Raw genomic sequence first — 22,698 nt, forward strand, 5'->3', positions numbered from 1 at the left:
CCTTAGTTCACCCACACGCGAGCGTTGCGGAACATGCGCATCCACGCGCCGTCTTCGTTCCACTCTTCCGGGCGCCACGAGTTCTGCACGGCACGGAATACACGCTCCGGGTGCGGCATCATGATAGTGACGCGACCGTCGCGGCTAGTGAGGCCGGTGATCCCGCGCGGCGAGCCGTTCGGGTTGGCCGGGTAGCTTTCGGTGACCTTGCCGTGGTTGTCGACGAAACGCATGGCCACGCAGCCGGACACGTCGGCTTCGAGCAAGGCTTCTTCGCTGGCGAACTCGGCATGGCCTTCACCGTGGGCGATAGCGATTGGCATACGCGAACCGGCCATGCCTTGCAGGAAGATCGAGTTGGACTCCTGCACCTGCACCATGGCGACACGGGCTTCGAACTGCTCGGAACGGTTACGCACGAAGTGCGGCCAGAACTCGCTGCCCGGGATCAGTTCGTGGAGGTTGGACATCATCTGGCAACCGTTGCACACACCCAGGGTGAAGCTGTCGTTGCGCTCGAAGAAGCCCTGGAACGCGTCGCGGGCACGGCTGTTGAACAGGGCCGACTTGGCCCAGCCTTCACCGGCACCCAGCACGTCGCCGTAGGAGAAACCGCCGCAGGCCACCAGACCTTTGAACTCGTTGAGGTCGACGCGACCGGCGAGGATATCGCTCATGTGCACGTCGATCGCATTGAAGCCGGCACGGTCGAATGCGGCCGCCATTTCCACCTGGCCGTTGACGCCCTGCTCACGCAGTACGGCAACCTGTGGGCGAATGCCTTTCTTGATGTACGGCGCGGCGATGTCCTGGTTGACGTCGAAGCTGAGCTTGGTGCTCAGGCCCGGGTTGTCTTCTTCCAGGATCACGTCGAATTCCTGCTCGGCGCAGTCGGCGTTATCGCGCAGGCGCTGGATCTGGTAGCTGGTCTCGGCCCACTGGCGTTGCAGCAGACGGCGCTGGCCTTCGAACACGGTGTCGCCGTTGAAGACGATGTCGATCTGACCGTTGTTGATCGGCTGGCCGATCACGGCCACGCAATCGCCCAGGCCGGCGGCGCTGAACTGTGCCAATACGTTTGGCGTCGCGTCCTGGCGCACCTGGATCACCGCACCCAGTTCTTCGTTGAACAGGATGCCGTTGAGTTCAGAGGCGTCCTCGGCAACGCTGTCGAGCACCAGGTTCAAGCCGCAGTGACCGGCGAAGGCCATCTCGACCACGCTGGTCAACAGACCACCGTCGGAACGGTCGTGGTAAGCCAGCAGGTGGCCGTCGGCGTTGAGGCCCTGGATCACCGCGAAGAAGGCTTTCAGGTCTTCGGCGTCGTCGACGTCCGGCGCGTGTTTGCCGAGCTTGCCATGGGTTTGCGCGAGGATCGAGGCGCCCATGCGGTTCTGGCCACGGCCCAGGTCGATCAGGATCAGATCGGTGGTGCCCTTGTCCATGCGCAGTTGCGGGGTCAGGGTCTGGCGGATGTCGGTGACCGGCGCGAAACCGGTGACGATCAACGACAGCGGCGAGGTGACACTCTTGTCCACGCCGTCATCGTTCCAACGGGTGGCCATGGACATGGAGTCCTTGCCCACCGGAATGGTGATCCCCAGTTCCGGGCACAGCTCCATGCCGACAGCCTTGACGGTGTCGTACAAGCGCGCGTCTTCGCCGGGGTGACCGGCAGCGGACATCCAGTTGGCCGACAACTTGATGTCGGACAGCTTGCCGATACGGGACGCGGCGATGTTGGTGAGGGTTTCGCCAATGGCCATGCGGCCCGACGCCGGAGCGTCCAGCAGGGCCAGCGGCGTGCGCTCGCCCATGGCCATGGCTTCACCGGTGTAGACGTCGAAGCTGGTGGCGGTGACGGCAACGTCGGCCACCGGCACTTGCCACGGGCCGACCATTTGGTCACGGGCAACCAGGCCGGTGATGGTGCGGTCGCCGATGGTGATCAGGAAACTTTTGCTCGCGACCGCCGGGTGGTGCAGCACGCGTTCGATGCTGTCGGCCAATTCCAGTGTGCTTGGGTCGAAGTCATCGCCCAGCTCCGCTTCACGTACCGCCGAACGGTGCATGCGCGGGGCTTTGCCCAGCAGCACTTCGAGTGGCATGTCCACCGGGCTGTTGCCGAAATGGCTGTCGGTGACGGTCAGATGCGGCTCGGCTGTGGCTTCGCCGACCACGGCAAACGGGCAACGCTCACGTTCGCAGATGGCCTGGAAGCGCGCGAAGTCTGCAGGGCCGACGGCCAGGACGTAGCGCTCCTGGGATTCGTTACTCCAGATTTCGTGCGGGGCCATGCCCGGCTCGTCGTTTGGAATGTTGCGCAGCTCGAAACGGCCGCCACGCTCGCCATCGTTGACCAGTTCCGGGAAGGCGTTGGACAAACCGCCGGCGCCGACGTCGTGGATGAAGCTGATCGGGTTCTTGTCACCCAACTGCCAGCAACGGTCGATGACTTCCTGGCAGCGGCGCTCCATCTCTGGGTTTTCGCGCTGTACGGAAGCGAAGTCCAGGTCCGCCGAGCTGGTGCCGGTGGCCATGGAGGAAGCCGCGCCGCCGCCCAGGCCGATCAACATCGCCGGGCCGCCGAGCACGATCAGCTTGGAGCCGACCAGGATCTCGCCTTTCTTGACGTGTTCTTCACGGATGTTGCCCATGCCGCCGGCCAACATGATCGGCTTGTGGTAACCGCGCACTTCGTCGCCATGCGGGGTGGTGATCGACTGCTCGAAGGTACGGAAATAGCCGGTCAGCGCCGGACGGCCGAATTCGTTGTTGAACGCGGCGCCGCCCAGCGGGCCTTCGATCATGATGTCCAGCGCGGTGACAATGCGCTCCGGCTTGCCGTAGGGCACTTCCCACGGCTGTACGAAGCCCGGGATCTGCAGGTTGGACACGGTGAAACCGGTCAACCCGGCCTTGGGCTTGGCGCCACGGCCGGTAGCACCTTCGTCGCGAATCTCACCGCCGGAACCGGTGGCTGCGCCCGGGAACGGGGCAATCGCGGTCGGGTGGTTGTGGGTCTCGACTTTCATCAGGATGTGTACCGGTTCCTGCACCGCGCCGTACTGGCGGGTTTCAGGGTCCGGGAAGAAACGACCGGCGACGCTGCCGACGATGACCGAGGCGTTGTCCTTATAAGCCGACAGAACGCCTTCGCTGTGCATCACGTAGGTGTTCTTGATCATGCCGAACAGGCTTTTTTCCTGGCTTTCGCCGTCGATGTCCCAACTGGCGTTGAAGATCTTGTGACGGCAGTGCTCGGAGTTGGCCTGGGCGAACATCATCAGTTCGATGTCGTGCGGGTTGCGCTTCAAGCCGTTGAAGGCGTTGACCAGATAATCGATCTCGTCTTCGGCCAGGGCCAGGCCCAGTTCGGTGTTGGCCTTCGCGAGGGCGGCGCGGCCACCGCCGAGCACGTCAACCGCGGTCAGCGGCTTGGCCTCGGCGTGACTGAACAGAGCGCCGGCCTGTTCCAACTGGCTGACGATGATCTGGGTCATGCGGTCGTGCAGGCTGCTGGCGATCAGCTCGGCCTCGGCATCGCTGAACTGGCCCGCGACATAGAAGGCAATACCGCGTTCCAGGCGCTGGATTTTTTCCAGGCCGCAGTTGCGGGCGATATCGCTGGCCTTGCTCGACCAGGGCGAGATGGTGCCGAACCGCGGCAGAACCAGGAACAAGCGGCCAGTCGGCTCTTGAACGGGAACGCTTGGGCCGTACTTCAGAAGGCGTGCCAGCACTTGCTGTTCGTCGGCGGTCAAGACGCCGGTCACGTCGGCGAAGTGAGCAAATTCAGCATACAGGCCTGTAACAGCTGGAACCTTCTGGCTCAGTTGCTCAAGGAGTTTGCTGTGGCGAAAGGCAGAAAGGGCAGGAGCGCCGCGCAGGATCAACATCTTCGGGACAGCCTCGGGAAGGGGTGTGCTTTGAGGCCGTGCATTCTAGCGTAAACCGTCGTCAACGGCACCCGAAACGCTACCGCTGGCCGCTGCCGAACGTCAGTTGGCAGGGTTTGCACGGTATCGGGGCGTTATCCACGGCATTGGGCGCAGTTATTTTAACCGTCATAATCGCTCGCCAGGCCACGTTTCTGCGGGCTGCAGCACAGTTTCAGGGCGGCTAGCAGACAAGTCCCCTGCTGTCGAGATATGGCGCCGTGGGCCGTTTGCGTATACTGCGCAGATGTTCTCCCCAACTGCTTTACGCCCGCGATGCGCCAAATGGCTCATCGCCACCGGACTCTTCCTGATGCTCAGCGCCTGTGTTGATAAACCCAGCACGCTCGAGCGAATCAAGGAGGATGGCGTATTGCGGGTGATTACTCGGAACAGCCCGGCCACGTATTTCCAGGACCGCAACGGTGAAACCGGTTTCGAATACGAACTGGTCAAGCGTTTTGCTGACGACCTGGGGGTGAAACTGGAAATCGAGACCGCCGACAACCTCGACGACCTGTTCGGCCAGCTCGGCAAACCCAACGGCCCGGTGCTCGCCGCCGCCGGCTTGGTCAGCAGCGAGCGACGCAAGCAGCAGGTACGCTTCTCCCACTCGTACCTGGAAGTCACCCCGCAGATCATCTACCGCAACGGCCAGTCGCGCCCCACCAACGCGGCGGACCTGGCGGGCAAGAAGATCATGGTGCTCAAGGGCAGCACCCACGCCGAACAACTGGCGGAGCTTAAAAAGCAGAATCCTGCGATCGAATACGAAGAATCCGACGCCGTTGAGGTGGTCGACCTGCTGCGCATGGTCGACGAGGGGCAGATCGACCTGACCCTGGTGGACTCCAACGAAGTGGCAATGAACCAGGTGTACTTCCCCAACGTGCGCGTGGCGTTCGACCTCGGCAATGCCAGCAACCAGAGTTGGGCCGTGGCCGCCGGTGAAGACAACAGCCTGCTCAACGAGGTCAACAGCTACCTGGACAAGGTCGGCAAGAACGGCACCTTGCAGCGCCTGAAAGATCGCTATTACGGGCACGTCGACGTGCTCGGCTATATGGGCGCCTATACCTTCGCCCAGCACTTGCAGCAGCGCCTGCCCAAGTACGAGAGACACTTCAAGGCCTACGCCAAGGAAGAAAAGGTCGACTGGCGCCTGTTGGCCGCCATTGGCTATCAGGAATCACTCTGGCAACCCACGGTCACCTCCAAGACCGGCGTGCGCGGCCTGATGATGCTGACCCAGAACACCGCCCAGGCGATGGGCGTATCCAACCGTCTGGACGCCAAGCAAAGCATCATGGGCGGCGCCAAGTACCTGGCCAAGATCAAGGATGAGTTGGACGACGATATCGCCGAGCCGGACCGCACCTGGTTTGCCCTGGCGGCTTATAACGTGGGCACCGGGCATCTGGACGACGCACGCAAGCTGGCGCAGAAGGACGGCCTGAACCCGAACAAGTGGCTGGACGTGAAAAAGATGCTGCCACGCCTGTCGCAGAAGCAGTGGTACAGCAAGACCCGCTACGGCTATGCCCGGGGCGGCGAGCCGGTGCATTTTGTGGCGAACATCCGGCGCTACTACGACATCCTGACCTGGGTGACCCAGCCACAGCTGGAAGGCAACCAAGTGGTCGAAGGCAACCTGCATGTGCCTGGAGTGAACAAGACCAAGCCGCCGGAAGAGAACCCGCAGCTGTAACACCACCGCCCAATGTGGGAGGGGGCTTGCCCCCGATAGCAGTGTGTCAGTCAGCTTGTCTATAACTGACCCACCGTCATCGGGGGCAAGCCCCCTCCCACATTTGAATCGCTACTGGCCTTGGAGGCCGCTGATCAGATACACGACCCCACCCGCCAACACCATCACCCCCGGTACCGCAGCTGTAGACCCGATCATCCAGACACCCCTCCCACATTTGAATCGCTACTGGCCTTGGAGGCCGCTGATCAGATGCACGATCCCACCCGCCAACACCATCACCCCCGACACTCCCGCCGCTTTTAACGCCGCCGCATCCACCCGCGCCGCATCCAGCAGTTGCACGCGCACTCGCGTCAGCGCCACGCGTCGTTGCGACTTGAGGTTATCGGCGCCACCGAGGGCATTCAGCACATCGGCGGACAACAGGTTCTCCCCCGCTGGCACAGGCGCCGCGACGGTCTCGGCGATCAAATCCGGGGTCAGGGCTTTCCAGAACGCCCGCTGCAATTTCTCGAACATGCTCAGTGCTCCACGACAGGTGAGGTTTCAACGGTGGCCGCGTGGTACAGGCGCAAGGCCTCGCGTACTTGCGCGGCTTCTTCCAGGCCCAGCACCTGACGGGCGATGATCTGGCAGTCCGCCAGGTCCAGCTCGCGCACGGTGGCCTTGATGGACGGGATCAGCGGCACGCTGACCGACAGTTCGTCCACCCCCAGCCCGATCAACACCGGCACCGCCAACGTTTCAGACGCCAGCGCCCCACACACGCCGACCCACTTGCCGTGGGCATGGGCGGCCTTGACGGTGGTAGCGATCAGGCGCAGCACCGCCGGGTGAAAGCTGTCGGCCTGGCTGGCCAGGCGTGGGTGGTCGCGGTCCATCGCCAGGGTGTATTGGGTCAGGTCGTTGGTGCCGATGGAGAAGAAGTCCACATGGGGCGCGAATACGTCCGCCATCAACGCCGCAGACGGCACCTCGATCATGATGCCCAACTTCGGCAGCGCCGTAAGCCCAAGGGCCGATGCTTCCTCTTCAAGAATCTTGCGCGCCAGGTGCAGCTCCGAGAGCAGGCTGATCATCGGCAGCATGATATGCAGCCGCGTCAGCCCGGCACTGGCGAGGATTGCGCGGAACTGTTCGCGCAGCAATTCGGGGCGCTCCAGGCACAGGCGAATACCGCGCAGGCCCAGGAACGGGTTGATCTCGGCGTCCATCGGCACATAAGCCAACGGTTTGTCACCGCCGACGTCCAACGTGCGCACCACCAGGTTGCGCTCCGGGCCCAGCGCGCGGGCGATGGCGCTGTAGGTGCAGGCCTGCTCCTCGGGGCTCGGTGCGCGATGGCGGTCCAGGTAGAGGAACTCCGAACGCAGCAGGCCCACGCCTTCGCCGCCCAGGCTCAGGGATTGTTCGACCTCTTGAAGCGACGCGACGTTGGCCGTGACTTCGACGTGATGACCATCGCGAGTGATGGCCGCCAGGCACGCCTGCGCGACGTCGCGTTGGCGCCGCAGCACTTGCTCCCGGCGAGCGGCCTGCAATTGCTCGATCTCGGCCAGATCCGGATTCAGGTGCAGTTCGCCCTTGTCGGCATCCAGCAGCACCTGTTGACCGTTGGCCAGCGCCAACACCTGCGGCGGCACCCCGCAAATCGCCGGCAGCCCCAGCGCCCGGGCAAGGATCGCGACGTGGCTGGTCGCACCGCCGCCGACGGTGACAAACCCGAGCACCTTGTGCGTATCGAGGCTGGCGGTTTGCGACGGCGTCAGTTGCTCGGCGATCAGGATCGCGCGCTCAGGCAGTTCCCAGGCGCAATCCTGAATGCCGAGGAGCAGTTTCAGCACGCGCTGGCCGACGTCGGCCAAGTCCGCCGCGCGCTCGGCGAGCAGGGCATTGCCCAGGCCCTGGAACAGTTTGGCGGTGGCGAGCGTGGCGTTGTTCCAGGCAAAGGCGGCGCTTTTGCCGTCGGCCAGCAGGCCGTGCGCATGTTCCAGCAAAGTCGGGTCTTCGAGCAGTTCCTGATGGGCGCGGAAGATCTGCGCCTGGGCACTGCCGACCGCCTTGGCTTGCAGCGCTTGCAAGGCCTCGGTTGCAGCCAGCAGGCCACGCTCCAGCGCCGTGCGTTCGAGTGCTTCGCCGCCCCCCGTTTCGGGAATGCTCAGCGTCGGCTCCGCCACCTGGACCACCTGACCAAACGCCGAGCCCGGCGACGCACACACGCCCCGCAGCACGCTCGCGGACGACAGCGGCACACGCGGCTCGACGTCCTCGACCGGAGCCGCGACGGTCTCGCCGCAACCCTCGGCCAACAGCGCCACCAACGCCTTGATCGCCGCGGCGGCATCCTCTCCCGCCGCGCTCACCTGCAAGGTGTCGCCCTGCACGGTTTGCAGCGCCATGATCGCCACCAGCGACTTGGCGTTGGCGCTCTGGGTTTGCTTGTGCAGGTAAATGCTGGCGTTGAACCCCTTCGCCGCCTGGGCAAACACCGCCGCCGGGCGCGCGTGCAAACCGTTGGTATTGGGCAACGTCAGCGGCTTGGAGAACAGTGCATCGCCCTCCTCCTCGTCCACTGTTTCTGCCGCCTCACCTGGAGACAGGCGCAACAGCGGCTGGCCCACCGCGACCAGGCCGCTGGCCGGCGCCAGTAGCGCAAACGGCTCGCCGCTGACCACCAGCATCAAGGTCAGCAGGCTGCGGGCGTTGAGCGCTACGTAGTCGGCATCGAACTCGATCAGCGGCTGCCCGGCCACCACCCGCTGGCCTTCCTCGACCAATCGGCTGAAGCCCTTGCCCGCCAGGTTCACGGTGTCCAGGCCGATATGCAGCAGCACCTGGACGCCGTTGTCGTCGGTAATGCTCACCGCATGGCCACTCTCCTGGATATTGCTGATCACCCCGGTCAATGGCGCGCAGAGGGTCGGCGAGGTGGGATCGATGCACAGGCCGTCGCCGATCAGGCGGCTGGAGAACACCGGGTCGGGGACCTTGTCCAGTGCCAGCAGCACACCCGACAAGGGCGCAAGCAATTCCAGGGGTTGAGTTGCGGTCATGACGTCACCTGCTGTTTTGTTCTGTAAAAATCATTGGATGGATACAAATCCCGAGGTGACAAAGATCAAATGTGGGAGGGACTTGCACCCTCCCACATTTAAGCCTGTCTACATCCGAAGATTCACTTCCACCAGTACTCGACTTGCACGCCGACGTTCGAGCCATGCCGCGCAGTGCCGTAGGCGCCGGTATCGGACAACGCCGATCCCGCCGCCAGCTCATTCGCCGCGCGCTTGGCCGCTTCGTTCCAGGTCGCATAGGTGTAGTACAGACGCACTTCCGGGCGCGCCCAGAACTCCGGGCCCTTGGGCGACCAGGTCGGGGCGAAGGTGAATTTGCTCAGTTTGCGTGTACCGCCGGTAGCATCGACCTGATCATGGCCAAGCTCGGTGACCAATTTGAACTGTTCACTGATCGCATATGCCGGGCGCACACCGATGGACATCCAGGTCTGGTCCTGGCGGCCGGGGCGAATATCCTTCTGGTACACCGCCTCGATCTGCCCACCGAAACGCGGGGTGAGCTGCCAGTCGAAGAACTCCACGGCGCGGTAGCTTTTGCTGCTGCTATCCAGGGCGGTATTGCCGGTGTAGCCGAGGCCGGTGCCGGGACCTTCACCGTACTGCAGAGCGAACTTGTTCTTGCCGCCGAGGAACGGTGTTTGCACATGTTGCGCGGTCAGCGCCCAACCGCTGTTGGCGTCACGCCCTCCAGCTTTTTCGATGTAGCTCAAGCCCAGTTCCAGCTCGCCGCCGGGGTTGGTCTTGAAGCCGGCCACGTTGAAGTCGTGACGGGTCGCGTATTCCTTCTGGTACAGGTTGTCCTTGCGCGAAAGCGCGTAGCTGTATTTCAGGTCGCCAATCAGCACGTCCTCGATGCCACCGCCGGTGGCGCTCTGGTTCCAGTAGTAGAAGTCGGAGATATGGATGTCGTTACGCTTGTAGTAACGCCGCCCCGCCCACAGCGAGCCGCCGTTGAGGCTGGGCAGGTTGGACCACTGTGCATACATCTGCGGCATGCGCGCCGAGCCGTTGTCTTCGCCCTGGAATTTAAGGGCGCGGTCGTATTTGTTGTAGAGGGAGGCCATGGCGTCGACGCTGAGCACGGAGCCGTCGTCGAGGGTCAGCAGGTCCTGGCGCAGCTCCAGTTCGCCGTACTGTTCGCATTCGTTGCCCAAACGGTATTTGGTTTGCGCGCCCGGCAGTTGGAAACACTGCTGCTTGCCACTGCCGGTTGAAGTCCCCGCGCCGCTGCGCAAGTAACCGGAAAACTCCAGGGCCTGAGCGCCGAACGGCAAGCTCAGACACGACGCCACGAGGCCCAGCTTTATTGTTTTTTTCATGCAGTACTCCGATATTTTTATTATGTTTTTTGAAGCGCCCAGTGCTCCCACACGGGGAATTAATCTCCTGCTTCGCGTCGCGCTCGGCCGTTGCTACAACGCTTCAGGCGTCAGTCCTTGAGATGCAGCACAAAGGATTCGTAAGGCCGTAACGCCAGCGTGCCCGTGCTTGCCTGGCAATCGGGGTAGTTGCTGATCAGCAGGCGCTGCCGCGTCGTTGCGTTGAGGACGTTGTCGGGCAGCTGGATTTCGCAGGGGTTGCCGTAGAAGTTGTTCAGCACCAGCAGGCGCTCGCCATGGCCTTCGCGCAGGTAGGCCCAGACCTGGAGATGGTCCTGCAACAATTCGCGATAAACGCCGTCTTGAATCAGCGGCTCCTGGCGACGCAAGGCGATCAGGCTGCGGTAGTGATGCAGCACCGAATCCGGGTCATCCCGTTGGCTGTCGACGTTGATCTGCGCCGCATTGGCCGGGATCCCGATCCACGGTTCAGCGCTACTGAAACCGGCATGCTTGCGGGCATTCCACTGCATCGGCGTGCGCCCGTTGTCCCGCGACTTCTGCATGATCGCCGCCATGCTCGACGCCTCGGACTCACCGGCATCGCGCTTGAGGCGGTAAATGTTGAGGGTTTCGACATCGCGGTACTGTTCGATCTTGTCGAAGCCCGGATTGGTCATACCCAACTCTTCGCCCTGATACACATACGGCGTGCCCTGCAGGAAGTGCAGCGCCGTGGCGAGCATCTTGGCCGAGACCACACGATGCTCACCGTCATCCCCAAAGCGCGAGACCACCCGTGGCTGGTCGTGGTTACACCAGAACAGCGCGTTCCAACCGCCGCCGGCCTGCATGCCCAGTTGCCAGTCGGAAAAGATCTGCTTGAGCTGCAGGAAATCGAAGTCGGCCTTCACCCACTTCTGCAGGTTCGGGTAGTCGACTTTCAGGTGGTGGAAGTTGAAGGTCATCGACAGCTCTTTCGACTCCGGCCGCGAGTAGCGGATGCAGTGTTCCAGGCTGGTGGACGACATCTCGCCGACGTTGATCAGGGCATGGCCTGCGAAGACTTCGCGGTGCATTTCCTGCAGGTATTCGTGCACGTTCGGACCGTCGGTGTAGAAACGGCGGCCGTCGCTGGCGTCTTCGGGGAAGTCGGCGGGCTTGGAGATCAGGTTGATCACGTCCAGGCGGAAACCGCCCACGCCTTTGTCGCGCCAGAAGCGCATCAGCTTGAACACCTCGGCGCGCACCTTGGGGTTGTCCCAATTCAGGTCGGCCTGGGTGTGGTCGAACAGGTGCAGGAAGTACTGCCCGGTTTGCGCTTCGTATTCCCAGGCCGAGCCGCCGAACTTGGACTCCCAGTTGTTCGGCTGGTCGCGCCAGATATAGAAGTCGCGGTACGGGTTGTCGAGGCTGCTGCGCGCCTGCTGGAACCACTCGTGCTCGATGGAGGTGTGGTTGACTACGATGTCGAGCATCAGCTTGATGCCACGCTTGGCCGCTTCGCTGATCAGCAGGTCGCAATCGGCCATGGTCCCGTAGCTCGGGTCGATGGCGTAGTAGTCGCTGATGTCGTAGCCGTTGTCGCGCTGCGGCGAGCGCAGGAACGGGGTGATCCATAGGCAGTCGACGCCCAGCCATTGCAGGTAGTCGAGTTTGTCCACGATACCCAGCAGGTCACCGGTGGCGTTACCCGCGTGGCTGTAAAAGCTTTTGGGGTAGATCTGGTAGATCACCGAGTGTTGCCAATTTTGCATGGGGGTCCCTTCAGTAAAATTTTGTACCAGCCGCTCGGGCCTCATCGGGAGCAAGCCCCCTCCCACAGGGGGAACGCATTTCAACTGTGGGAGCGGGCTTGCTCGCGAAGGCGGTAATTCAGGCAACGCGATACCCAGGCCGGACGATCTTCATGCTCAACGCACAGGTCAAAACAAACGGCACGACCATCGCGATGACCATCCCGATCACAAACATCGGGATCGCATGCGGCACGATCGAGATAAACCCAGGCAAGCCACCGACCCCGATGGCCGAGGCCTGCACCTTGTTCAGCGAGAGGAAAATGCTGCCCAGTGCCGAGCCCAGCAACGCGGCATAAAACGGAAACTTGAAGCGCAGGTTCACGCCGAACATCGCCGGTTCAGTGATGCCGAAATACGCGGAGACGGCGGAAGTCGAGGCCATGCTTTTGTCCCGCGCATTGCGGGCCATGTAGAACACCGCCAGCGCGGCGCTGCCCTGGGCCAGGTTGGACATGACGATCATCGGCCAGATAAACGTGCCGCCCTGGGTGGAGATCAGTTGCAGGTCCACCGCCAGGAACATGTGGTGCATGCCGGTGATCACCAGCGGCGCATACAGCAGGCCGAAAATCGCCCCACCGAGCATCGGCGCCAGGTCAAACAGGGTGACCACGCCTTCGGTGATCAGGATGCCGAGGTGACGGGTCACCGGGCCGATGATCGCCAGCGCGAGCACGCCGGTGACGACGATGGTGGTGATCGGCACGACCAGCAGTTGAATGGCATTCGGCACCCGCGCACGCAGCCATTTCTCGATGACGCTCATCACATAGGCCGCCATCAGGATCGGCAGGATCTGCCCCTGGTAGCCGACTTTCTCGATCTTGAACCAGCCGAAAATGTCGAAGTACGGCAGGCTCTGGCCATCGAGACCGGCCACCGCCTTGCCATAGTTCCAGGCGTTGAGCAGGTCTGGATGGACCAGCATCAGGCCGAGCACGATGCCGAGGATTTCACTGCCGCCAAAACGCTTGGCTGCCGACCAGCCCACCAGCGCTGGCAGGAACACGAACGAGGTGTTCGCCATCAGGTTGATCAGGCTCCACAGGCCATCCAGGTTCGGGTAGGCCTCCAGCAGCGTCTTGCCTTCGATGAACATGCCCTTGGCGCCCATCAGGTTGTTCACGCCCATCAACAGGCCGGCGATGATCAGCGCGGGCAGGATCGGCATGAACACATCGGAGAACACCCGCACCAGGCGCTGCATGGCGTTGGTCTTGTCGGCGCCCTTCTTCTTGACGTCGGCGATGGTGGCGGCGGCGAGGCCGGTTTGCTCGCGCAGGGCGGCGTAGACCTTTTCCACTTCGCCGGGGCCGATCACCACTTGGAACAGACCGCCGGTAAAGAACGAACCCTTGACCAGGTCGACCTGGTTCAACGCGCTGCCATTGACCAGGCTCGGGTCCTTGAGCGCCAGGCGTAGGCGGGTCACGCAATGGGCAGCTTGCTCAAGGTTGTCGCGGCCCCCGAGGTTCTCGAGAATCTCGCGGGCGATGTTTGAATAGTCGTGGCTCATGCTTGGTTTCCACTTTGATTTTTTTATTTGGGGGGCAGTCATTGGCAGCACGCCGAAGGCAAAAGTACTCGTACAGACGAGTTAAAGCAACAACTCGTCTGTACGAGTTACATGTTGTTTATTTTTTGTAGGCCTGACCGCCCCGCAGGCCACAGATATCCACGGGCCCAATGGACAAACCCCAGCCGTGCCACTAAGGTTCCTGCCTTGAACGCAAACGCGGCACAGAGCCATCCCCATGAGCAAATACAACCAGATCTATACCGATCTGCTTGCCAACATCACCACTGAACGCCTGCAACGCGGCACCCGTCTTCCCTCTGAAACCGAACTGATGGATGCCTACCAGGCCAGTCGTGGCACCGTGCGACGGGCCATCGAGCAGTTGCAGGAACGTGGGTTTGCGCAAAAAATCCACGGCAAGGGCACGTTTGTGTTGTCGCCCAACCCCATCGAGTTCCAACTGGGCGGCATCGTCAGCTTCCACGAAACCCACGCCGACCTGGGCGATGACGTACGCACCGACGTCGTCGAATTCACCCAGTTCCCGCTGGAAGGTTCGCTGCTGCTGCACATCGAGGCCGAACCCGGCAGCCTGATCACCCGCATCAAACGGGTGCGGCGCATCGGCGGCAAACGGGTGATCCTCGACATCAACCACTTCGTCGCCGACCTGATCCCCGGCCTGGACCGCGACATCGCCGAGCAATCGATCTACGCCTTCATCGAGCAGACGTTGCAGCTGCACATCAGCTACGCCCAACGCACCATCGAAGCCCTGCCCCGCGGCAAAGACGACCAGACGCACCTCGACCTCGAAGGTCAAAGCCATGTGATCGTGGTGAGCAACCAGACGTTTTTGCAGGACGGGCGGCAGTTCGAGTACACCGAGTCGCGGCATACGTTGGATAAGTTTTACTTTTCGGATATCGCGCGGCGGTGAGGGCGTTGATCTTCCCTATTCCAGAAACACAAAACCCCGGCACATGGCCGGGGTTTTGTTGTTCAGCATTTACCTGCTAGGGCAGGATCATTCCACTCCATTATCAACTAGGCAATGTCACCCTTTAAATAATGGCCCCAAGATAAACAAAAACATCCAAAACCATGGAAAATACCATGATCGATAAACAACCTAAGATTTCTCCGAACGCGCCCCCGAATGTGTTGGCGCTGAGGCGATTTTGACCCAGGCTGCAGGCGCTCTTTGACCTATCCAAATACTCAGCGAACGGAGTGTTTATGCGGGATGTAAGAGGCTGCATAGAGGTCAGTCAAGATCAACAACCCGGGGCTCAAAATCGGTCATGGTTTTGTGGCCCTCCCACAGGGTCGCCACATCCTGCCATTGCTGCCCTAACTTAACCTAGAACTATACCGCCAATGCCGACTTCAATGCCGATGCCTCCATTGCCAAGGCGTGTTGTGACATATGATGAGTAGACACTTTCCCTGTCGTCGGACATTAGCCGGCTTCTATAAAACCTGGATGGTGATGCTCAGCGCCCTTCTCATCGCCTGCCAATCGCCGCGCGAGGCACTGCAACAACTGGCTGAAGAGCACGGCCGACAATTAGAGGTCCTGCCGGGACACGCCTTCCCCCTCTTGTTACTTGCGCCACAAACTGCAGAAAAGATAACTCGCCTGCGTGTCTACCTGGAAGGCGATGGCCATTCATGGGCGACGGCCACTCAACCCAGCCTGGATCCAACCCCGCACAATCTGTTAGTGCCACGTCTGGCGGTCGATGATCTGACACCGAATGCGTACCTGGCACGCCCCTGCCAGTTCGTCATGGCCGCAGCCTGTCAATCAGCACTCTGGACCAATCGACGATTTTCTCAGGAAGTGGTCACCCGCATCAGCCAGGCGCTGGACCAATTAAAACAGCGATATGGCAATAGGGAGTTCGAACTAGTGGGGTATTCAGGTGGAGCCGCTCTCGCATTATTGTTAGCGGCGCAGCGCAATGATGTTACCCAGGTGCAAACCCTTGCTGGCAATCTCAGTCCACGTCTGTGGGCGAAGATGAAAGGACTGTCGCCACTCGACGGCTCACTGGATCCGCAGGACTATCGTAATCGACTCGCCTTATTACCCCAGCGTCATCTCATCGGAGAAGCAGACCTGATTATTCCAGGTAGTTTAGCTAATAGGTACCAACAGGCGCTTGGCTCGCCCCTCTCCCAATGCGTACAGGTACTAGGAGTAAGCCATGATAGGGGGTGGGAAGCGACATGGAGCCGATGGGCTAACACTCCGTTGGCACAGTAGAGTCCTGAGATTTAGGGTGGGCAGGTCCGTTTAAAAACATCCGAATACTATCCCCTAGTGCCTGACCCGGGCGCGGCCGCAACAGCGGTCCTAAAGTTCCACTTATTGCTGAGTAATCCAGAAACCCCTCAAGAAACAACTGTCGCGTCACATTTTTTAGCTTTTTTTTCGTCATTTATTCTTTTTATGATGAATTTCCCTACAGGCATCATGTAAATTCGCACCCGCTTGAATCAGCACTTCACTGACAAGCTGGCAGGGATGCCTAAAACAGACGCTGACGCGTGGGTTGTTCCCTGTCAGTTTCTGCCCTGTAAGGATACTGCCTTGAACATTTCCCACCTGCGCCGCTCGTTGTTGGCGCTGTCCGTAGCGGCTACTACTGCCACGGTCCATGCCACACCCGCATCCGACTTCAACCACGACCTGAGCACAGGGGCATACAGCAGCTCCGGTGATGTTTTCAATAACGCCACCTTCACCGGGACGTCGCAAAACGCAGGTGTAGCGCTGAACGACGTGACCCTGGCGGGCAACCTGGTCAACCAGGGCAAAATCAACCTGACGGCTGCGAACCCCAGCGACATCCCCGCCGGTATCTCCATGACCCTCAATTCCACCGTCGCTGGCGATCTGGTAAATAATGGCGACATTACGGTGAGCGGCAACGGCGCGATGGGGCTGGACCTGTATCTGGCGAATATCGCGGGTGAAGTGAACAACAACGGCAACATCACGGTGACTGGCGAACATGCCAATGGCATGATGATCACCTCGACCCAGTCGCGCATCAATAACTCGGGCACTATCACCGCTCGCGGCATCGACTCTGCAGGTATCGAGATCGAGAACGCTCGCTTTACCGGTCAGATGACAGGCGCTCCCTTCAAGAGTGATATCAACAACAGCGGGACTATCTCCGCCGACGGAGTCGGTATCCACTTTCGCAGCCTCGACACCTCCGGCGGCGTCAACATGTTCTCCATCAGGCAGACAGGTGGCCTGATCGAAGGCGGCATCGCAGCAATTCTGGCGGACGACAATGCCTCCCCTTCGTATTTCTACTGGCAAGGTGGTCAGGTCAAGGGTGACCTGCTGGGCCTGAGTGGTGTGCTGGTGCGAGGGGACGCGATGTTCGATGGCTCGACCATCCGCGCCGGTTTCGTCGATATCGACGGTGGCCGCCTGACTCTGCTTCGCCCGCAGACCACGATTGTGGGCGACCTCGACATGGACAGCGACACTGCGCGCCTGCGCCTGCTGCTGGATAACAACACACTGCCCAACACGCCGATCCTGAAAGTCACCGGCAATACCTTCTTCTCTCCAGGCAGCCAGATTGAACTGCAGGCTCGCTCCGACGACTTCCGCACGTCGGCCCAGGGCACCCGCTACACCCTTATCAACTCTGGCACTTGGGAAGACCCGCAGAACCTGTCCGTGGTTTCCTCCTCGGCGCTGCTTGAGGTGAGGAACTTCGGCATCGAAGGCCAGGACGTGAAAGCACTGGTTGCCACCCGCAGTGATGAGGTGATCACGCAAGATCTGCTGGGTGCCCGTGGTTCGCGCAACGCGGTGAACGCCATCAAGCCGTTCAAGAACACGGTCCTGGGCCAGATGGACGAAAGCGACGCGGTATTCCAGCGTTTCGCCAACGCCGCCACCAGTGAAGATCTGGCCAAACTTGCCGAAACCCTGACCCCGGACGTCAGCCGTGGGGTGATCAACGCCGCCACCAACAGCCAGAACCTGGTCGCAAGTGCCATCAACCGCCGCGCCAGCAAAGCGCGTAGCGGTCTGTCCTCCGGTGACGTCCTGGCAGAACAAGGCGTATGGCTGCAAGCGCTGTCCAGCGATGCCAACCAGGACAGCCGCCACGGTATCGACGGCTACGACGCCAACACCAACGGCATCGCCGTGGGTGCCGACGGCAAGCTAAACCCCGATACCACCGTGGGCCTGGCTTACAGCTACCTGACCAGCGACGTCAAAACCGACCTGGGCAACAAAACCGACGTCAGCGGCCATGCACTGACCCTGTACGGCAACTGGACCCGCGACAACTTCTTTGTCGACACCTCGCTGATGTATGGCTGGAACGACAACGAGTCCAAACGCTACATCGCCGGTACCCGCGCCAAGGCCGACTACGACAGTGAGATCTTCGGCGTCAACGCACTGGCAGGCTACACTTTCCAGCTCGACAAGCAGTGGCTGCTGGAACCACAGGTCGGGGTGCGCTACGCCAACGTATCGATTGATTCGTACCGTGAAAAAAGTAGCTCAGCCGCCCTCAACGTCGGCAGCCAGCGTTATGAAGTCGGCGAAATGGGCCTGGGCGCTCGCCTGGCGGCCGCTTTTGACGTAGGAATGGGCAGCCTGGAACCGGAAGCCAAGCTGATGGCCTGGCACGATTTCATCGGCGACAAGGCCGGCACCACCTCCACCTTCGTGCTCGGCGGTACCCCGTTCACCACCACAGGCGCGACACCCGCGCGCGACAGCTACGAGCTGGGACTGGGCGCGAACTACCGCGTGGGCGCGTGGAGCGTTGGAGGGACGTACAACTACCTGACCAGCAGCGGTTTCGACGCCGACACCTTCACTGCGAACTTGCGTTACGATTTCTGATCAACGTCTTCGTCTGAAACAACAAAGCCCGCCAATGCGGGCTTTGTTGCTTAAGACTGATGGTAAAGCTTATAAGCGTCTGGCGATGTCACCTGCCTAACTGAATATCACCCATGTCATAATTCCGTTTCGACTTGGTGCTTCGATCGCGTCCATAAAATCATCGAGGCCGATGGCTTGCTGCGCGTGGGCTATAGTCGGCGACAACATTGTCGCTGAATCAAAACCGCCCCAGGCCGTAACTGCCTCTGCGCAGAAAAGCGCTATCGATACCATGTCGGCATTGCTCTACCGAACATGGCGTCGATATTCGTTTCTGATGAGACCGGCACCACGAACCAAGCCATTGATAACGTGGAAAAATCGCAAATACTCTGATTTTTCAATTATAAAACAGGTCGTTGCGGATCAACCTTACTCCCACTCAATCGTCGCCGGCGGCTTGCTCGACACGTCATACGTCACGCGCGAAATACCTTCGATTTCATTGATGATACGGCCGCTGACAGTTTCCAGCAGTTCGTAGGGCAGGTGTGCCCAACGGGCGGTCATGAAGTCGATGGTTTCCACCGCACGCAGGGCCACGACCCAGGCGTAACGACGACCGTCGCCGACCACGCCTACCGATTTCACCGGCTGGAACACCACGAACGCCTGGCTGACTTTGTGATACCAGTCGGCCTTGCGCAGTTCTTCGATGAAGATGTGGTCGGCGCGACGCAGCAGGTCGGCGTATTCCTTCTTCACTTCACCGAGGATCCGCACGCCCAGGCCCGGGCCTGGGAATGGGTGGCGGTAGACCATGTCGTAGGGCAGGCCCAGTTCCAGGCCCAGACGGCGGACTTCGTCCTTGAACAGTTCGCGCAGTGGTTCGACCAGCTTGAGGTTCATTTCCTCGGGCAGGCCACCTACGTTGTGGTGGGACTTGATCACGTGGGCCTTGCCGCTCTTGGCGCCAGCCGACTCGATCACGTCGGGGTAGATGGTGCCCTGGGCGAGGTACTTGATGTTGTCCAGCTTGTTGGACTGGGCATCGAATACGTCGATGAAAGTGCGGCCGATGATCTTGCGCTTCTTCTCCGGGTCGGACTCGCCGGCCAGGTTGTTGAGGAACTGCTCCTCGGCGTTGGCGCGGATCACCTTGACGCCCATGTTCTCGGCGAACATGGCCATCACTTGCTCGCCCTCGTGCAGGCGCAGCAGGCCGTTGTCGACGAATACGCAGGTCAGTTGGTCGCCAATGGCCTTGTGCAGCAGCGCGGCAACCACGGAGGAATCAACGCCGCCGGACAGGCCGAGCAGGACGTTGTCGGTGCCAACCTGGGCACGCACGTTGGCGATGGCGTCTTCAGCGATTTTCGACGGGGTCCACAGGGCTTCACACTCGCAGATATCGAGGATGAAGCGCGACAGGATGCGCCCGCCTTGCTTGGTGTGAGTCACTTCCGGGTGGAACTGCACGCCGTAGTAACCACGCTCGTCGTTGAACATACCGGCGATCGGGCAGCTCGGGGTGCTGGCCAGGATGTGGAAGTCTTCCGGCATCTTGGTGACCTTGTCACCGTGGCTCATCCACACATCGAGGCCGAACAGGCCGTCGGCGTCGATGTGGTCTTCGATGCCGTCCAACAGGCGGCTCTTGCCGACCACGTCGACACGCGCATAACCGAATTCACGCAGCTCGGAACCTTCAACCTTGCCGCCCAACTGCTCGGCCATGGTCTGCATGCCATAGCAGATACCGAACACGGGCACGCCCAGGTCGAATACGGCTTGCGGGCAGCGCGGGCTGTTGGCTTCGTGTACAGACTCGGGGCCGCCGGCAAGGATGACGCCTTTCGGTGCGAATTCGCGGATCGCTGCGTCGTCCATGTCGAACGGATGCAGTTCGCAGTACACGCCGATTTCACGCACGCGACGGGCGATCAGTTGGGTGTACTGGGAACCGAAATCGAGGATCAGGATACGGTGGGCGTGAATGTCGAGGGCCATGAGATCAGTCTCGTCTAATGAATCAGAAACAACTCGGGGCTGAATAAGACAGCCCCGGTTACTTAACTTTATGCTGGAAGCCTCAACCTACGCGGTAGTTTGGCGCTTCCTTGGTGATCTGCACGTCATGGACGTGGGATTCGGCCATACCGGCGCCGGTGATCCGCACGAACTCTGGCTTGGTGCGCATTTCTTCGATGTCGGCGCTACCGGTGTAGCCCATCGAGGAACGCAGGCCGCCCATCAGTTGATGGATGATCGCGCTCAGGGTGCCTTTGTACGGCACACGGCCTTCGATGCCTTCCGGAACGAGTTTCTCGGCGCCTGCCGAGGAGTCCTGGAAGTAACGGTCGGAAGAGCCTTGCGCCTGGGACATGGCGCCCAGCGAACCCATGCCGCGGTAAGCCTTGTACGAACGGCCCTGGAACAGTTCGATCTCGCCCGGGGCTTCTTCAGTACCGGCGAACATCGAGCCCATCATCACGCAGGAAGCACCGGCGACGATGGCTTTGGACAGGTCACCGGAGAAACGGATACCGCCGTCGGCAATCAACGGAACGCCCGTGCCTTCGAGGGCCTCGGCGACGTTGGCGATGGCGCTGATTTGTGGCACGCCCACACCCGCGACGATACGCGTGGTGCAGATCGAGCCAGGGCCGATACCGACCTTGACCGCATCCGCGCCCGCGTCGGCCAGGGCCTTGGCGGCAGCGCCGGTAGCGATGTTGCCGCCGATCACCTGGACTTCAGGGAAATTCTGTTTGACCCAACGAACGCGGTCGATCACGCCCTTGGAGTGACCGTGAGCGGTGTCGACCACCACCACGTCCACGCCGGCAGCGACCAGGGCCGCCACGCGATCACCGGTGTCTTTACCGGTACCGACTGCCGCGCCGACGCGCAGACGACCTTGGTCATCCTTGCTGGCCAGCGGGTAAGCCTTGGCTTTTTCGATATCGTTGACGGTCATCATGCCCTTGAGGGCAAATTTGTCGTCGACGATCAGCACACGCTCGATGCGGTGCTTGTGCAACAGTTCGCGCACGTCGTTCTTGTCCGCGCCTTCCTTGACCGTGACCAGACGCTCTTTAGGCGTCATCACTTCGCGGACGGTGACTTCAAGACGGTTCTCGAAACGCACGTCACGGGAGGTGACGATGCCGACCAGGTCGCCATTGTGCAGCACCGGAACGCCGGAGATATTGTGCAGGCGGGTCAGTTCGAACAGTTCACGCACGGTGGCGTCAGCTTCGATGGTGATCGGGTCCTTGACCACACCGGCTTCGTAACGCTTGACCTTGCGCACTTCGGCAGCTTGCTGCTCGATGGTCATGTTCTTGTGGATGATGCCAATGCCGCCTTCCTGAGCCATGGCGATAGCCAGACGGGCTTCAGTGACGGTATCCATGGCAGCGGAAACCAGGGGAATATTCAGCTCGATGCCACGGGTTAGGCGGGTCTTGAGACTGACTTCGTTAGGAAGCACCTCGGAATAACCGGGCACTAAGAGAATGTCGTCGAATGTCAGAGCTTCTTGGCTGATACGCAGCATCGCGGGGGCTCCCGAGCGGGAAAATGGAAGCGCGCCATTATACTCAGACACCCCTCAGGTCTCAACGTAAAACTCTGACAAACTTGGTAATACTGATAGATGGAGAAAAGATGCTGCTTTTCTGTAGGAGCGAGCTTGCTCGCGAAGAACACCAAGACACCGCGTTTAACCAGACTACCCGGATTATCGTTGACGATTTTCGCGAGCAAGCTCGCTCCTACAGAGGGTTGAGCTTGCAGCCTACAACTCGACTTTGACCCAACTGATCTTCTGGTCCAACCAATCGGCAAATTCGTCGATAAAGCTCTGCTTGAAACCCGCCTCCGCCCAGTTGTTGAAGATGAATCCGAGGTTGGAAAACCCGCATTCCTGCAGGAACAGAAAGCCGTTGATGTCGTCCTCATGCCCACACAGCGGGCAGGTGAAGTTGTCGGTGTGGCCGGGCATCCACTCTTCCAGGCTGTCGAACAGCGCCTCGCCGATTTCCTTGAGGCATTCCGGGCAGCCGGCTTCTTCGAGAAAGCCTTTGGCCGGCGTATAGATGCAACGTTTGTAGATGATTTCCAGACCATTGACCGGTTCGTTGAATGGCAGCGCATCCGGGTGCAGTACCACGGCGCGGGCGCCATCCGCCAGGGCGTAGGCCATGCGGTTGCCGGTGCGCCCGCACGTGGTCAGCTCTTCCTTGATGATGTTCTTGCGCACCAGCCAACGCACGACCGCCCGGGCGCGGGGTTCGTGGACGGGCAAGGTGGAGATTTTCGGGACAAGGATGCTTTGGGAGTTCATGGGAGCCCTGCGGTATGACGTCTGGCGCCGTCGCGGGCAAGCCCGGCTCCCACCTTGCAATGCGATCGACTGTGGGAGCGGGCTTGCTCGCGAAGA

The 22,698-nt window shown here is 60.9% G+C and carries 13 protein-coding genes; 4 read left to right on the forward strand and 9 right to left on the reverse strand.

Annotated features, from left to right (window positions below; all coding sequences use genetic code 11):
* Window positions 1-2 precede the first annotated feature (2 nt).
* A complete protein-coding gene (purL, locus tag U5A08_RS24065) occupies window positions 3-3,899 on the reverse strand; it encodes a phosphoribosylformylglycinamidine synthase (protein ID WP_321848904.1) in 3,897 nt (1,298 codons plus the stop codon).
* 286 nt (window positions 3,900-4,185) lie between these two features.
* Between purL and mltF the strand changes: the two genes are divergently transcribed.
* Complete coding sequence (gene mltF, locus U5A08_RS24070; RefSeq protein WP_253398671.1) at window positions 4,186-5,646, forward strand: membrane-bound lytic murein transglycosylase MltF; 1,461 nt, start codon at window positions 4,186-4,188, stop codon at window positions 5,644-5,646.
* A 225-nt stretch (window positions 5,647-5,871) separates the two neighbouring features.
* Here mltF and U5A08_RS24075 read toward each other — a convergent pair whose 3' ends face one another.
* From U5A08_RS24075 to treP, 5 genes are all read right to left on the reverse strand, one after another.
* Window positions 5,872-6,168 (reverse strand): PTS sugar transporter subunit IIB, encoded by a 297-nt coding sequence (locus U5A08_RS24075; RefSeq protein WP_321848905.1) that lies wholly within the window; start codon window positions 6,166-6,168, stop codon window positions 5,872-5,874.
* Window positions 6,169-6,170: 2 nt separating this feature from the next.
* Window positions 6,171-8,702 carry a phosphoenolpyruvate--protein phosphotransferase gene (gene ptsP, locus U5A08_RS24080; RefSeq protein ID WP_321848906.1) on the reverse strand — a complete coding sequence of 844 codons (2,532 nt, stop codon included), beginning with the start codon at window positions 8,700-8,702 and terminating at the stop codon, window positions 6,171-6,173.
* A gap of 122 nt (window positions 8,703-8,824) precedes the next feature.
* A complete protein-coding gene (locus U5A08_RS24085) occupies window positions 8,825-10,045 on the reverse strand; it encodes a maltoporin (protein WP_253398677.1) in 1,221 nt (406 codons plus the stop codon).
* Window positions 10,046-10,155: 110 nt separating this feature from the next.
* The gene (treC, locus tag U5A08_RS24090; protein ID WP_321848909.1) at window positions 10,156-11,802 is read right to left on the reverse strand and encodes an alpha,alpha-phosphotrehalase; all 1,647 of its coding nucleotides are present in this window, start codon (window positions 11,800-11,802) and stop codon (window positions 10,156-10,158) included.
* 118 nt (window positions 11,803-11,920) lie between these two features.
* Entirely contained in the window at window positions 11,921-13,363 is a 1,443-nt protein-coding gene (gene treP / locus U5A08_RS24095) for a PTS system trehalose-specific EIIBC component (protein WP_253398687.1), read from the reverse strand.
* A 238-nt stretch (window positions 13,364-13,601) separates the two neighbouring features.
* Between treP and treR the strand changes: the two genes are divergently transcribed.
* The 3 genes from treR to U5A08_RS24110 all read left to right on the forward strand — a co-directional run bounded on the left by treR (window position 13,602) and on the right by U5A08_RS24110 (window position 18,269).
* Window positions 13,602-14,306, forward strand: coding sequence for a trehalose operon repressor (gene treR, locus U5A08_RS24100; RefSeq protein WP_253398689.1), 705 nt, complete (start codon window positions 13,602-13,604; stop codon window positions 14,304-14,306).
* Between the two features lie 552 nt (window positions 14,307-14,858).
* Window positions 14,859-15,638: an alpha/beta hydrolase gene (locus tag U5A08_RS24105; RefSeq protein WP_425262641.1), complete on the forward strand. Its 780-nt coding sequence runs from the start codon at window positions 14,859-14,861 to the stop codon at window positions 15,636-15,638.
* 327 nt (window positions 15,639-15,965) lie between these two features.
* Window positions 15,966-18,269, forward strand: coding sequence for an autotransporter family protein (locus U5A08_RS24110; RefSeq protein ID WP_321848911.1), 2,304 nt, complete (start codon window positions 15,966-15,968; stop codon window positions 18,267-18,269).
* A 414-nt stretch (window positions 18,270-18,683) separates the two neighbouring features.
* On the opposite strand, the gene guaA is transcribed toward U5A08_RS24110, so the two are convergent.
* The 3 genes from guaA to U5A08_RS24125 form a co-directional block, all read right to left on the reverse strand.
* Window positions 18,684-20,261: a glutamine-hydrolyzing GMP synthase gene (gene guaA, locus U5A08_RS24115; RefSeq protein WP_321848913.1), complete on the reverse strand. Its 1,578-nt coding sequence runs from the start codon at window positions 20,259-20,261 to the stop codon at window positions 18,684-18,686.
* An 82-nt stretch (window positions 20,262-20,343) separates the two neighbouring features.
* A complete protein-coding gene (guaB, locus tag U5A08_RS24120; protein ID WP_247402674.1) occupies window positions 20,344-21,813 on the reverse strand; it encodes an IMP dehydrogenase in 1,470 nt (489 codons plus the stop codon).
* A 240-nt stretch (window positions 21,814-22,053) separates the two neighbouring features.
* Window positions 22,054-22,602, reverse strand: a complete 549-nt coding sequence (locus tag U5A08_RS24125) for a sugar ABC transporter ATPase (RefSeq protein ID WP_321848914.1) — start codon at window positions 22,600-22,602, stop codon at window positions 22,054-22,056.
* Window positions 22,603-22,698: the final 96 nt, after the last annotated feature.

This window comes from Pseudomonas paraveronii, from assembly GCF_963681955.1.
GTDB classification, from domain to species: Bacteria; Pseudomonadota; Gammaproteobacteria; order Pseudomonadales; family Pseudomonadaceae; genus Aquipseudomonas; species Aquipseudomonas paraveronii.